We start from the raw sequence: 13,887 nt of genomic DNA, 5'->3' as shown, positions 1-13,887 counted from the left end.
CTTTACCTCGTTTCCGATTCGTCGTTCTGCGCGCGGGCCATCGCATCGGCCAGCTGCTGTTCGGGGATCTTCCTGCGTCCGCGGGAGATCGTCTTGATCAAGCCGATCACGAACACGGCGGCCAGTGCGAATCCGACTACGGCCGTACCGATGTTCTCCCAGTCGGCGCGCACCCTGACGAGCAGCGTCTCGTTCTTCGGCAGGACGACGTCGTCGGTGGCGACCATCTCGATCGTCGTCGGGACGTCTGCGTTGGCCAGGCCTTCGACGGGAACGTCGACGCGCATGGTCTCCTGGGAGGGCACGACGACTGTCTCGGTGGGCTCGGCCCGCAGCTGGGGGGTCTTCGGCTTCATCCGGATGCTCATGCTCGCCTCGGCGGGTGAATCGTTGACGATCGTCACCGGGATGGTTGTCTCCTCACCGGTGACTAGCAGCACTGAGGAGCCCTTCTCGAGGTAGAGGCTGTTCCTCACCTTCTCACTCGAAGCCTGGGCATCGTCGGCACAGCTCTTCGCACTGCCCTCCAGGGTCCACGCGACCGAGGTGCAGCTGAGCAGCTCACGGTCCAGCCGTGTATTCGCACTCGCCGGGTCAGAGAACACACTGTTGAACTTCCTCTGCGTCGTCCGGGTCTCTGCGAGGCTGTGCACTGCCTTGGTTCCGATCGCCTTCGGACCCGCTCCTGACTGCAGCAGCCCGCGCGGCACGGGGTCGGTGTCGAGGAGATCATCGATGCCGGACGGATCGACCCAGGGAGCGTCCGCGACGGACTTGACCGTACCCTCCCAGTTCGCCGAGGCTGCCGTGCGCGGCATGGGCAAGAGCAGATGTCGTGTCCGGTAGGGGGACTCCGCTTGGATCGCGGCGGTTGTCGCGACCAGTTCTGAGATGCCCGAAGCGGGATGATCGGAACCGATGATCTTGGCGCTCTGCTGCGACAGAGCCGTATCGGTGATCAGAGTGTCGATCGATGACTGTGCATCGGCGGTGATGCGAGTCTTCGAGTGGGCGTCGTCGTGGACCCCTGCCAGAGATGGCTGCTGGTTGTTGCTGAGGATCACGGTCTGATCACCGGCCTTGGCGAAGTCAGCGAGATGCTCGCGCTGTGCGGAGCCGGCGACTGGCCAGGCGATGTCGGTCTTGGCCTTCGGCAGGACATCCTTGACGATCTGCTTCTGTTTCTGCGCGAACGTGCCAAGACTCTCCAGGTCACTGTCCACCAGCGACGCCTGGTCGGGGTCGCCATAGGGCAGAGCGATGACGGTGTGCGAGTCCGCTTCGGCAAGGAAGTCCTGATACCAGGTGTCGAGGCGCTTGCGCTGCTCTTCCTGGGCTTCCGACTCGTCGTCGCCGCCCTCGTCATTGGAATTCGCGCCGGGATCGGGGCCCTGGGCATCGGGACCCGTAGTTGCCGTTTCCGTGCCCTGCGGGGAGGGCTCTTCCGACTCCTGGGGATCTGACCCGTCATCGTCTGGCGGTGGTTCGGCTACAGCCGATTCGAAGGAGGCGATGATCCGGGGGTCGAGGGCGATTCCCACTCCGGGCGTGTCGAGAACGTTCATGATCGACGTCAGAGAGCCGTTCTTGCCGATCGCCTTGTCGAGGACGTCGGGGGCGATGATGCCGTCAGAGGTGTGAGCCGGAATCGTCACCGGGGCAAGCATACTGATCTTGGTCTTGTCGAACTTCGGGCTCGGGTACCAGGTGGAGAAGCCGACTTCGGAGGCGAGTCGCCCGGTGGCATCGCCGAGCTGCACGCTCAGTCCACGCGGGCCCCAGTTCGCGACCGGAGAGGACTTCTGCAGTCCGAGATCATCTGCGGGGACGGAGATCGTGAATTCTGCGGAGGACCCGGCCGCGATCTCATCCTCGAACGTGGTGTCCACCGCAGTCATCGGGTCGGAGTCTCCGTTTGAGCCCTCCTTGGCCTTCTTACGGGCGTCGGGACCGTTGTTCTCGAGGTCGGCGATGCTGCGGTTCTGGGACTGGTCGGTCTTCCAGCTCTCGATCTTGCGTCCGGAATCGAGCTTCTGCATCGACATCGCCAGATGCAGGTCAGGATCGGAGATCGCATCATCCGTGGGGTTCGCGATCGTGCCGCGCACCTTGAGTGTGCCCTTTGCATCGACCCAGGGCGTCACCTCGTCGAGGGTGATGGCGACTTCGGAGTCACCGGACTTGCCGCCGTCCGCTGAGGAGCCGCCGCTCGCTGAGGAGCCATCGGCGGCAGACGAACCGGCGGCGACTGCCGGCTTCGATTCCATGAGCGGGACGACGAAAACTGACCCTGCGAGCAGAAGGACTGTGCTCAGCAGGGCGAGGAGGAAACGCATATGGCTGATGGGTTTCACTGCTCCAATCGGGCGACCATCGGACGGGCGGCGGCAACGATGCGACGCTCATTGGCGAATGAGAGCCGGGAGCGCAGATCGTTGAACGGAATCCACGCAGCGTCGATCGCTTCCTGGTCAGGATCATTATCCACGGTCAACGTCCCAGACCGTGCACGCAACAGGAAGTGGTGGACGAGTTTATGGATGCGGATTCCGGTCACCGTGAACCAGTAGTCGACGGTGCCGAGGGGGCAGACTATCTGCCCGAGGATACCTGTCTCCTCTTCCACCTCACGGCGAGCCGCCTCGGCGGGGGTCTCAATTCCTTCGAGGTGACCCTTGGGAAGGCACCATTCGATCCGTCCTGCCCGGTTGATCCGGGCGATCACGGCCACGGTCAGTTCCGGGCGTGTGAAGTCGACGATGATGCCCCCGGCGGATATCTCCTCTACCGTGGTGCGACGAGACGCTCTGGGTCCCGGCTTGGGCATCGGTGTGGTCATTCTCCTACCTTAGTAGGCGATTCTTGGAAGTGTCGTTGGGCGCGCTCCCGGTAGGCTGGACTCGGCTGTAGATGAGTCGTCTCCGATCGGAACGGCACGGTAGAACACGAAGGAGCTCGGTGGACCCGAAGACTGCGCACGCCCGTCTGTACGACAAGCTCGATGAGCTCGAGAACATTCTCGGGCCCCTGGGCAAGCGCTTCGCCGCGGCCGGATTCGAACTCGCGCTCGTCGGCGGATCCGTTCGCGATGCACTTCTGGGCCGTCCGATGCCCGATCTCGACTTCACCACGGATGCGCGCCCCGACGACATCCTCTCCCTCATCTCCGACTGGGTCGACACACATTGGGACATCGGGCGGGAATTCGGCACCATCGGCGCGATCAAGTCCGGTGTGCAGATCGAGATCACGACCTACCGTGCCGAAGCCTACGACCCGGATTCGCGCAAACCTACCGTGAAATTCGGCACAGATCTCGACGCTGACCTGATCCGACGCGATTTCACCATCGGTGCGATGGCGATTCGCCTGCCCGCAATGAGCTTCGTCGACCCGTTCGATGGCTTCACCGACCTCGTCGAGGGTGTCATCCGCACCCCGGGCACGGCCGCGGATTCGTTCTCTGATGATCCGCTGCGCATGATGCGCGCCGCGCGTTTCACCGCTCAGCTGGGTCTCGCTCCCGTCGCCGAGGTGGAAGCGGCGATGCGTGACATGGCCGATCGGATTGCGATCATCTCCGCCGAACGCATCCAGGTGGAGCTGTTCAAACTGATGACCGGCATCGACCCGGCCGCGGGCATCGATGTGCTGGTGCGCACCGATGTCGCCGATCACGTCCTGCCCGAAGTCGCAGGTCTGCGGCTGGAGACCGATGAACACCACCGCCACAAGGACGTCTATCAGCACTCGCTGACCGTGCTGCGCCAGGCTGTGGAGCTCGAAGAGCAGTATGCGGCCAAACAGCGCGAAGCCGGGTTGAGCGCTGATGACCCCAACCATCTCGTCGTGCCCGATTTCACCGTTCGCTTCGCTGCGCTCATGCACGATGTGGGCAAACCTGCGACACGCAGATTCCTACCCGGTGGGGCAGTCACCTTCTATCACCATGATGCCGTCGGTGCGAAGCTGACCGCGAAGCGGATGAAGGCGCTGCGCTTCGACAAGGACACCACGAAGGCCGTTGGCCGTCTGGTCGAACTGCATCTGCGCTTCTACGGCTACGGTGACGCCGGATGGACCGATTCTGCGGTGCGGCGCTACGTCACTGACGCCGGCCCGCTGCTCTCGCGACTGCACATCCTCACCCGCGCAGACGTGACCACACGGAACAAGAAGAAAGCTGATCGGCTCGCATTCGCCTACGACGACCTGGAGCACCGGATCGAGAAGCTCAGCGAACAGGAGGAGCTCGCCGCGATCCGCCCTGACCTCGACGGTCGGCAGATCATGGCCATCCTCGACATCAAACCCTCGCCGCTGGTGGGCAAGGCCTACAAGCACCTTCTCGAGGAGCGGATGGAGCACGGTCCGCTGGGACCTGATCGCGCCGAAGAGGTTCTGCGTCAGTGGTGGGCCGAGCACGGGCCCGCGGAAGTTGATCCCGGAGAAGCTGGGCCCAGCGAGCCCGGGGAGCAGTCCTAAGTCTCCACCCCCGCCTGTTGTCGTCCTCACACCAACTGATAACTTCGTAATTCGCGTATGTTTGTGCTTGCGGTCACATGGTGTGGCGCAGGCGACGATGTGAGGAGATCCTGATGACTGTGACCGATGAGTTCCGTGCAGCCAGAGACAAGCTGATCGAGTTGCGCAGCGATGCCGCGGCGGCCGGTGACGGCTTCGAATGGCCGCGGTTCGATCACTTCAACTTCGGCATCGACTGGTTCGACAAGGTTGCCGAGGGCAACGACAGCCCAGCCCTGTGGATCGTCGAGCAGGACGGGTCGGAGGGCAAGTGGAGCTATGCGGAGCTCTCCCGTCGTTCGAATCAGGTGGCCAACTTCCTCCGTCGGTCAGGCGTGAAGCGCGGCGACCACGTCATGATCATGCTCAACAACCAGGTCGAGCTGTGGGAGACCATGCTCGCCGGCATCAAGCTCGGCGCGGTCCTTCTGCCGACAACCACCCAGTTGGGTCCGATCGACCTCAATGATCGTGTCGATCGCGGCAGGGCCGAGTTCGTCATCGCCGGATCTGAGGATGCCGCGAAGTTCGACGATGTCGACGCCGAGGTGGTGCGCATCGTCGTCGGTGACGATGCGACGCGCCAGCAGGACTACAGCTATGTCGATGCCGACGATGAAGACTCACGCTTCGACCCGCAGGGCACCTCCCGCGCTGATGACCTTCTCCTCCTCTACTTCACCTCGGGCACGACCTCGAAGGCGAAGATGGTCGCCCATTCTCACGTGTCCTACCCCGTCGGCCACCTGTCCACGATGTACTGGATGGGGCTGAGGCCCGGCGACGTCCACCTCAATGTCGCCTCGCCCGGCTGGGCCAAGCACGCCTGGTCGAATATCTTCACTCCCTGGATCGCCGAATCCTGTGTCTTCCTCTACAACTACTCGCGCTTCGACGCGAATGCCCTGATGGAGACCATGGACCGGGTCGGCGTGACCAGCTTCTGTGCTCCTCCGACGGTGTGGCGCATGCTCATCCAGGCAGACCTCAGCCATCTCAAGACTCCGCCGAAGATCGCCCTGGGTGCCGGCGAGCCCCTCAATCCGGAGGTCATCGACCGGGTCAAGCAGGAATGGGATGTGCTCATCCGCGACGGCTACGGTCAGACGGAGACCACGCTGCAGGTCGGCAACTCGCCTGATCAGGAGCTCAAATACGGCTCCATGGGCAAGGTGCTCCCCGGCTACGACGTGGTCCTCATCGATCCCGCGACCGGTGAAGAGGGCAACGAAGGCGAGATCTGCCTTCGCCTCGACCCGCGACCCTTGGGACTGACCAGCGGATATTGGTCCAATGAGGAGAAGACCGCTGAAGCCTTCGAAGGCGGCGTCTATCACACCGGTGACGTGGCCGAACGCGACGAGAACGGTTACATCACCTATGTCGGGCGCGCCGACGACGTGTTCAAGGCCAGTGACTATCGACTCTCGCCGTTCGAGCTTGAGAGTGTGCTCATCGAGCACGAGGCCGTCGCCGAGGCGGCTGTGGTCCCCTCGCCGGATCCTGTCCGTCTCGCTGTTCCCAAGGCCTATGTCGTCGTGGCGGGTGGTTTCGAGCCCAACGCGGACACCGCTCGGGAGATCCTCGCCTACTGCCGTGAGCACCTGGCCCCTTATAAGCGCATCCGCCGGCTCGAGTTCTCCGAGCTGCCGAAGACCATCTCCGGCAAGATCCGCCGTGTCGAACTTCGTGCCCGTGAGGACCAGCTGCATCCGTTCAGCGGTGAGCCGGCTGTCGAAGGCAAGGAGTACGCAGACACGGACTTCGACCTCAAGAGCTGACCGCCCTCGGCGATTGCTGAGGGCGAATCTGCACGGAAAGTATTCGTCGGCGGCCTACTCTCAATGAGCAGTTCGGGTCTGGAGTGCACAGTTCTATGCACGAAGTTGGGCCGACAGGCGACTAATAGTTGAAAAAACGGCTAAATGTGAGCAATTCGCCACTTGGTGTGGTCGATCCCTAGGTGGAACGGTAAAATCGCTGGTGAGAGTGGGCATACATCGCTACTCATATGTGCTTGCAAGTAACAACTGGGGTGACTTGGCGCTGGATTCAGGGGATTTTCACTCTGTTCCAAAGAACGCGTGCCAGACTGAAGCTCAAGTGTGACCTTATCGAACCTCGTCGCCACGCAATGCGGCAGGCAAACTGACCTGGAGGACCTTGGGTGGCTAAGGGACAAAGACAAGCCAAAACCAGAGGCAAGAAGACGAAGAATATTCTCAACTATCCGCGCTCAGGCGTGCACGGATGGACGCGTTTTCTGCCCAGCATCCGGCTGCTCGTCGTCGGCGGACTCAGCATCGTCATTCTCCTCTGCGTGCTGTTCTCGATCGGATATGCGACCACAGACGTCCCCGAACCCAATCAAGAGGCCACAGGTCAGACCTCGACCATCTACTACAACGATGGCAAGACGCCCATCGGGCAGTACAAGGTCGAGGACCGGAAGTCGGTCAGAATCGATGAGATCTCCGAGCCGATGCAGAAGGCTGCGGTAGCTGCGGAAGACACCTCGTTCTACGAGAATCGCGGAATCTCCATCAAGGGACTCTCCCGCGCAGTCGTCGGTGTGGCGACCAATCAGTACGCCGGCGGTGGATCGACCATCACGCAGCAGTACGTGAAGAACTTCTACCTGACGAACGAGCACTCCTTCGATCGTAAGGTCAAGGAGATGTTCATCTCGCTGAAGATCGATCAGCAGCAAAGCAAGGACGACATCCTTGCCAATTACCTCAACACCATCTACCTCGGACGTCGGTCTTATGGCATCGAGGTTGCCAGCCAGAACTACTTCGATAAGTCGGCGAAGGACCTCGACGTCAGCGAGTCGGCCTTGCTGGCAGCGATGATCCAGCGCCCAGGAGCGGCCGATCCCTCGGACAACCCTGAGGTCTACCAGGATCGTTTCGACTACGTCGTGAAGTCGATGGTCGATGAGGGCTTCATCACTGAGGAGCAGGCAGCCAAGATCGAGATGCCGAAGGTGAAGAAGCAGAACAAGGAATCTTCACTGTCCGGCCAGAAGGGCTACATGTGGGACTTCGTCCGCCGTGAGGCCCTGCGCAAGCTCGACATCACCGAGGCGCAGCTTGACCGTGGTGGCTATAACATCACGACTACCTTCGACGAGGACCGGATGAAGCAGGCCGAGAAGGCCATCAAGAACCTGCCGTCCGATCAGCCGGAGGGGCTGCAGACGGGATTGGTCTCGATCAATCCTGACAACGGTGGAATTGAGGCCTTCTACGGCGGTAAGAACTACCTCGATCAGGCATTCAACGCGTCGACGCAGAGCCATGTGCAGGCCGGTTCGACCTTCAAGCCCTTCGCCTTGGTGGCTGGGCTTGAGAACGGTGTGCGACTCACCGATACCTACCCCGGTACGAGTCCGACGACTCTGAACAACGACGGCACTCCATGGGAGCTGTCGAACTTCGGCAATACGAGCTACGGTCCCGTGAGTCTGCTCAAGGCCACCCAGTCCTCGATCAACACGGCCTATGCCGCGCTCAATGTCCAGGTCGGTCCGGACAAGACTGTCGACGTGGCACAGCGAGCGGGCCTGAGCGGCAACTGCACGGACAAGGAGATGGAGTCCGGTGACACGGGCGGATGCTCCATCGGACTCACCCCGAACCCCTCGAACGTGTTGGGAACACCGAGCGTGAAGCCGATCGACATGGCCTCGGCCTACGCGACCTTCGCCGCCAACGGTGTCCACCATGACACGCACACGATCAAGAAGGTCACTCAGGGGGCCGACGACACGGAGGTCTACAAGGGCGAGACCAAGGGCAAGCGCGTCTTCGACAAAGCGGTGGGAGCTGAGACCTCCTTCGCTCTGCAGCAGGTCATCAACGGCGGCTCGGGCAGCTATGCCCAGCAGCTCGGACGACCAGCAGCGGGCAAGACCGGTACGACGAACAACAACACGGCGGCCTGGTTCTCGGGCTACACCCCGAACCTTGCGACATCAGTGGTCCTCTACCGTGAGGTCGACGGCAAGCAGATGTCGATCGGCTCCTACGGCGGCCGCGGCGAGGTCACGGGCGGGTCTTTCCCTGTTCAAGTGTGGACTGAGTACATGCAGGACGCGCTCCAGGGAACCAAGGTCGAACAGTTCCCCGAGCGTGGCGAACTGCCGGACAAGCCGAAGCCTAAGAACACCAACGCACCGGCAGTTCCGAAACCCGAACCCAAGGCGCCGGAACCCGAGGCTCCGAGCGGCAGCGATGGCGGCGACGGGTCCGACGAGAAGGCCCCAGTCGACGAGCCGAGCGAGAAGCCGAAGGACGACGACGACAAGGACAAGGATAAGGACGCCGACGGTTCGAAGGATTCGGAGGACGGCTCCAAGGACTCCAAGGACTCCGCCGACGGTCGCGAGGACAATGGCTCGTCGAACGATGACAGCGGTTCGAAAGACGGCAACAGCAGCGATACCGGCGGTTCCGAGGATGGCAATGGTTCCGACACCGGCGGTTCCAAGGATGGCAATGGTTCCGACACCGGGGGCGGTGGAGCCGCTGAAGATGGCGGATCGTCTGATGATGAGGGGTCAGGCGGGTTGCCCGTTAAGCCACCGACAGGCCCCGGAGTCGACGACTAGTAACCTCTAGTCATGCCTTCTCTGTCCAGCACCCGGATCGCCGAGCCTCTGCTCGGCGGTCCGGACGGCATTCATCTCGCATCTGCGGGAGCACGTTACAGGCGTGGCCAGGCCTACATCTTCGCCGGAATCCTCGGCCTGATGACCTTTCTCGCTCTCGCCCTGCAGGGCCCCTGTCTGAGTTCGGGCTACGCACAGCCATCCGCCTCGGCGAGGATGTGCTCCGGACCTCTGTCCACGGCATTCCTCGGTCAGACCAATCCTGAGGAGGCCCTGGGTCGCTCCCACGGAGGGATGGCCGGACTGTCGGTGATCGATGCCCGCTTCGTCCAGCTGATGAAGCTCGTGACCGACGACGTCTCCGTCTTCATGACGTTCGTTCTACTCGTCAACGTCATCGCCTTCGCCGCTCTCGGCGTCGCACTCCTGGTCCTCGCCAGGCAGCGAGCTTGGCTGGTCGCGGCCTTCGCCTCCCCGGTCATCCTCTTCACCTTGGGCTCGACCCTGGACCCGGTGGCTTTGGCGCTGAGCGTGTGGGCCATGGTCATCTTCGTCGGATCGTCGCCGGTGACCCCTCGACCGTGGCTGTCCGGGGTCCTGCTCGGCATAGCCTCATTCGTCAACCCGCTGGCCCTTCTGGTCGTGCTCGCGCTGTGTCTCGCTGGGCCGCACCCGGCCGGAAGGCTGCGCCCCCGGGATCCGCGGATGATGCTCGCCGCGCTCACAATCACCTCGGCGCTCATCCTGGTCATCGACGGCAGCGCCGTCGAACGGATCGTGGACTGGATGGGCGACGCCGTCGACGGTGGGTCTTTCGCCTCGATCCTCGTCATGGCGCGCCTGGGAACCGCCGAGGTGTGGGCGCCGGTGTGGATCATCGCCAGTGCGGGTGTCATCGCCGCGGTCACCATCGCGCTGTACATGGTGCGCAGAGCAGGACTCGACCCAGCCGTCTCCGCCTGCCTCCTCATCGGTGGCTGCCTGCTGCTGGCGCCGGGGATGATGCCCTGGGACAGTCTCTGGATCCTGCCGTTCTTCGCGCTCACAGTCCGTCGCTGGTGGGTGCTCATCTTCTGGGCACTGGCGGAGGCGGCCTTCGCCATTGCCGTCCACCTCGGCGAAGTCACCGCGATCGAAGCGGACAAAGGCCTTGAACCGACATTCGTCGCACTCCTGACTCTCCTGCGACTGCTCGTCCTCGTCGCTGTCGTCATCTGCGCGGGTGAGAATCTGTACCGGCGACGGATCCGCGGTCGACTGCTCAGGACAGGACCTCCTCGGCGAGTCGACGATGACCATCCCACGGTCCGTGTCCAAGGGCACGGGAATCCGACATGACACCACCGGTGCGCGTCCACTAGACTGTGGAGGTCTGTTCCCATTTCACGACCATCGTGGGGGCTGGAACGGACATGCATATGCCCTCCTGCCATGGAACGACCATGGCCGCAAAGACCAGAGGAGGTGGGTGACAGATGCGTCATTACGAGCTCATGCTCATTCTTGACAACGAAACCGAAGAGCGGACGTTGGCTGACACCGTGGACAAACTGATGAAGGTTGTCCCGGCTGAAAACGGAACCGTCGACAACGTGGACATCTGGGGACGCAGGCGCTTCGCCTACGACATCCAGAAGAAGTCCGAAGGCTTCTACGTCGTGGTTGATTTCCACGCAGAGCCTGCAACGACCAAGGAACTCGATCGTCAGCTCGGACTCAACGAGTCCGTCCTGCGCACCAAGATCCTCCGCCCAGACGCCAAGTAATAGCGTCAAGCACCTCGTTTCAAGGAGCAGTCAATGGCAGGCGAAACAGTCATCACGGTCGTCGGGAACCTGACAAGTGATCCCGAACTGCGCTTCACACCTAACGGTGCTGCGGTCGCAAACTTCACCGTGGCTTCGACGCCGCGTATGTTCGACCGTCAGTCCAACGAGTTCAAGGACGGGGAAACCCTGTTCCTTCGCTGCTCGGTGTGGCGTGAGATGGGCGAAAACGTAGCCGAATCCTTGCAGCGTGGTACTCGGGTCGTCGTTCAGGGCCGCCTCAAGTCGCGGTCCTTCGAAACCAAAGAAGGCGAAAAGCGCACCGTCATGGAACTGGACGTCGACGAAGTCGGCCCCAGCCTGCGACGCGCCACCGCTCAGGTGACGAAGAATGAACGCAGCGGAGGCGGATTCTCCGGTGGCGGTAACTTCGGCGGAGCGCAGCAGGGCGGAGGCTCCCAACAGGGTGGCTTCTCTCAGCAGCAGTCGTCGGGCTGGGGCAACAACCCACAGCAGGGCAACCCGCAACAGGGTGGCTCGCAGCAGGGTGGTCAGCGCCAGGGCGGTTACGGCCAGGGGAACAATGCACCGGCAAACGACCCGTGGGCATCATCGAGTCCACAGGGCGGCAACGGCGGCTGGGGCAACCCGGGCGCCGATGAGCCACCGTTCTAAACACGTTCAAGACATTTCGTAAATCAGGAGATACTCATGGCCAAGCCAGAGATCCGGAAGCCTATCAAGAAGAAGGCTAATCCGCTCAAGAAGGGCGAAGCGGCGAAGATCCACTACAAGGACACCGCTACGCTCCGTAAGTTCATTTCCGACCGCGGCAAGATCCGTGCCCGTCGCGTCACCGGCGTGACCGTGCAGGAACAGCGCGTCATCGCGAAGGCCGTTAAGAACGCCCGCGAGATGGCACTTCTGCCCTACTCGAGCACTGCTCGCTGATCGGAGGGTGAGAACATGTCAAACCGTAAAGTAATTCTTAACCAGGAAGTTGATGGTCTGGGAGCCGCCGGCGACATCGTCGAGGTTCGGGCCGGATACGCACGTAACCTGCTGCTGCCCCGTGGCTGGGCATCCGCATGGTCCGCCGGTGCAGAGAAGCATGTCCTTGCTCTCCGCAAGACCCGCCAGGCCAAGCAGATCGCCGACCACGATGAAGCAGTCAAGGTCAAGGCTCAGCTGGAATCCTCCAGCGCTCGCATCGAGCTCAAGTCCGGCAAGAACGGTCGCCTCTTCGGCGCCGTGACCCCGGCACTTGTGGCCGAGGCGCTGAACACCGCAACCGGACACGACTTCGATCGTCGTCAGGTTGCACTGCCTGCTCACGTCAAGACCTCCGGCAGCTACACCGCTACCGTGCGCGTCAACGACGAGATCACCGCGAACGCCAAGTTCGAGGTCGTCGGCAAGGCCTGATGCTTCCGCAGCGAGTCCGGCTGGCCATTGGTCAGTTCGACTCGTAGTCGAAAGCAGAGCTGAACGTCGAGGGGACACTCTACAGAGTGTCCCCTCGACGTTTTTGTCTGCTCTCGACGACTGGGGCGCGAAGCGAGGCTGGACCCCGAGGCCACATTCTGCGCGGGCCTTCTGAGGGCAGGGCGCGATGACGGGGAGGCATGCCGGCAAGCCGGAAGGCCGGTCGCCGGAGTCAGTCGGGCCCTGCCATCTGCCTCAGCGCTGGCCGTAGTGCCTGCGGACGAAGGACAGGCCGATGAGGGAGAGCACGGCGACTCCCATATAGTAGACGCTCGGCGAGTTCAGTGAACCGGTGATATCGAGCAGCCACGTGAGCACCAAGGGAGCAATGCCACCGAGGAGCGTCACACCGATGTTGTATGCCGTGGACAGACCGGTGCCCCTGATCTCGGCAGGGAACAGCACGGAGAGCATTCCGGGCATCGGCGCGAAGTAGAACGCCATGATCACACCGAGCACGGCGATGACGAAGATGAACGCGGGCACGCTGCGCTGGGTGACGATGAGCTGGAACAGCGGCCACGCGAGCACCAGGGCCGCGACCGCAGCATAGGTCATGATCCGCGCGGGACCGACGCGATCGGCAAGGCGACCCACCAGCGGTGAGCCGATCAGGCAGATCAGACCGGCCAGAATGCCGCCGAGGTAGGCCGCCGTCGGTGAGATGCCCAGGTTCGACATTGCGAATGTCGGCATGAAGAGGATCATGTACACGGAGATCGTGGCGACACCGACCGATGCGGAGGCTGCGAGGATGCGACCCCAGTGGTTGGCGAAGAGCGTGCGTAGGGGCGACTTCGCCGGGGGCCTCGACGTGAACTCCTCGGTCTCGTCGAGCTTGGAGCGGATGTAGAGTCCGACGGGTCCGACGAGGAGACCGATGAGGAACGGCACCCTCCACCCCCACGAATGGAGAGCTTCATCGGAGAGATAGGTATTGAGGGCGAATCCGAAGGCCGAGGCCAAGGCCATCGACGCGCCCTGGCTGGCGATCTGCCAGGAGGCGTAGTACATCTTCCGGTGCGGAGCGGTCTCCACAAGGAAGGTCGTCGCTGTGCCGAACTCGCCGCCGGCGGAGAATCCCTGCAGCAGTCGGGAAGTCAGGATGATGAGCGCGCCCCAGATACCGATCTGCGAATAGGTCGGGGCAATCGCCATGAGCAGCGTGCCGAGCATCATGAGGAACAGTGTCAGTGTCAGCGCCGGCTTACGTCCGCGTCGATCGGCGAACCGGCCCAGGACCAGACCACCGATGGGGCGGACCAGGTAGGAGATCGCGAACGTGGCGAACGTGAGGATGAGGGAGAAGACCGGATCACCCTCGGGGTAGAAGATCTCCGAGATCACGACGGCGAACGACGCGAAGACGATGATGTCGAACCATTCGAGGGCTGCACCGATCGAGCTGGAGATGACGGCCTTGCGTGCGGCAAGGAGACGTTCCGGAGTCGCCTCGAGCACGGGCTCTTGCTGCGGATTCGCGGTGGAGGAACTCAT

At 62.5% G+C, this 13,887-nt stretch carries 11 protein-coding genes; 8 read left to right on the top strand and 3 right to left on the bottom strand.

Annotated elements, in window-relative coordinates:
- Window positions 1-2 precede the first annotated feature (2 nt).
- Together JTF07_RS16585 and JTF07_RS16580 are read right to left on the bottom strand one after the other, a co-directional pair.
- A complete protein-coding gene (locus JTF07_RS16585) occupies window positions 3-2,354 on the bottom strand; it encodes a DUF6049 family protein (protein ID WP_204235322.1) in 2,352 nt (783 codons plus the stop codon).
- The gene (locus JTF07_RS16580) at window positions 2,351-2,839 is read right to left on the bottom strand and encodes an NUDIX domain-containing protein (protein WP_252199883.1); all 489 of its coding nucleotides are present in this window, start codon (window positions 2,837-2,839) and stop codon (window positions 2,351-2,353) included. The genes JTF07_RS16585 and JTF07_RS16580 overlap by 4 nt, the downstream gene beginning before the upstream one ends.
- 119 nt (window positions 2,840-2,958) lie before the next feature.
- Between JTF07_RS16580 and JTF07_RS16575 the strand changes: the two genes are divergently transcribed.
- The 8 genes from JTF07_RS16575 to rplI all read left to right on the top strand — a co-directional run bounded on the left by JTF07_RS16575 (window position 2,959) and on the right by rplI (window position 12,330).
- Window positions 2,959-4,485, top strand: coding sequence for a CCA tRNA nucleotidyltransferase (locus JTF07_RS16575; RefSeq protein ID WP_204235321.1), 1,527 nt, complete (start codon window positions 2,959-2,961; stop codon window positions 4,483-4,485).
- A 113-nt stretch (window positions 4,486-4,598) separates the two neighbouring features.
- Complete coding sequence (locus JTF07_RS16570) at window positions 4,599-6,305, top strand: AMP-binding protein (RefSeq protein WP_286672977.1); 1,707 nt, start codon at window positions 4,599-4,601, stop codon at window positions 6,303-6,305.
- Window positions 6,306-6,691: 386 nt separating this feature from the next.
- A complete protein-coding gene (locus JTF07_RS16565; RefSeq protein WP_204235320.1) occupies window positions 6,692-9,139 on the top strand; it encodes a transglycosylase domain-containing protein in 2,448 nt (815 codons plus the stop codon).
- 12 nt (window positions 9,140-9,151) lie between these two features.
- Window positions 9,152-10,477, top strand: coding sequence for a hypothetical protein (locus JTF07_RS16560; protein ID WP_204235319.1), 1,326 nt, complete (start codon window positions 9,152-9,154; stop codon window positions 10,475-10,477).
- A gap of 137 nt (window positions 10,478-10,614) precedes the next feature.
- Window positions 10,615-10,905, top strand: a complete 291-nt coding sequence (gene rpsF / locus JTF07_RS16555) for a 30S ribosomal protein S6 (RefSeq protein WP_114384810.1) — start codon at window positions 10,615-10,617, stop codon at window positions 10,903-10,905.
- Between the two features lie 33 nt (window positions 10,906-10,938).
- Window positions 10,939-11,580, top strand: coding sequence for a single-stranded DNA-binding protein (locus JTF07_RS16550; RefSeq protein WP_204235318.1), 642 nt, complete (start codon window positions 10,939-10,941; stop codon window positions 11,578-11,580).
- A gap of 36 nt (window positions 11,581-11,616) precedes the next feature.
- Window positions 11,617-11,856, top strand: a complete 240-nt coding sequence (gene rpsR, locus JTF07_RS16545) for a 30S ribosomal protein S18 (protein ID WP_009882767.1) — start codon at window positions 11,617-11,619, stop codon at window positions 11,854-11,856.
- Between the two features lie 15 nt (window positions 11,857-11,871).
- Window positions 11,872-12,330, top strand: a complete 459-nt coding sequence (gene rplI, locus JTF07_RS16540; RefSeq protein ID WP_143922726.1) for a 50S ribosomal protein L9 — start codon at window positions 11,872-11,874, stop codon at window positions 12,328-12,330.
- A 255-nt stretch (window positions 12,331-12,585) separates the two neighbouring features.
- Here rplI and JTF07_RS16535 read toward each other — a convergent pair whose 3' ends face one another.
- A complete protein-coding gene (locus tag JTF07_RS16535; protein WP_204235317.1) occupies window positions 12,586-13,887 on the bottom strand; it encodes an MFS transporter in 1,302 nt (433 codons plus the stop codon).

The organism is Brevibacterium sp. RIT 803, assembly GCF_016892625.1.
Lineage (GTDB): Bacteria > Actinomycetota > Actinomycetes > Actinomycetales > Brevibacteriaceae > Brevibacterium.
The sequence above is the reverse complement of the archived record's forward strand: the minus strand, read 5'-3'. Positions and strand labels throughout refer to the sequence as shown.

Bases quoted from the DNA above. Each gene is read 5' to 3' on its own strand.
- JTF07_RS16580 (WP_252199883.1), bottom strand. From the start codon at position 2,839: ATGACCACACCGATGCCCAAGCCGGGACCCAGAGCGTCTCGTCGCACC.
- JTF07_RS16570 (WP_286672977.1), top strand. From the start codon at position 4,599: ATGACTGTGACCGATGAGTTCCGTGCAGCCAGAGACAAGCTGATCGAG.
- JTF07_RS16560 (WP_204235319.1), top strand. From the start codon at position 9,152: ATGCCTTCTCTGTCCAGCACCCGGATCGCCGAGCCTCTGCTCGGCGGT.
- rpsF (WP_114384810.1), top strand. From the start codon at position 10,615: ATGCGTCATTACGAGCTCATGCTCATTCTTGACAACGAAACCGAAGAG.
- JTF07_RS16550 (WP_204235318.1), top strand. From the start codon at position 10,939: ATGGCAGGCGAAACAGTCATCACGGTCGTCGGGAACCTGACAAGTGAT.
- rpsR (WP_009882767.1), top strand. From the start codon at position 11,617: ATGGCCAAGCCAGAGATCCGGAAGCCTATCAAGAAGAAGGCTAATCCG.
- rplI (WP_143922726.1), top strand. From the start codon at position 11,872: ATGTCAAACCGTAAAGTAATTCTTAACCAGGAAGTTGATGGTCTGGGA.
- JTF07_RS16535 (WP_204235317.1), bottom strand. From the start codon at position 13,887: ATGAGTTCCTCCACCGCGAATCCGCAGCAAGAGCCCGTGCTCGAGGCG.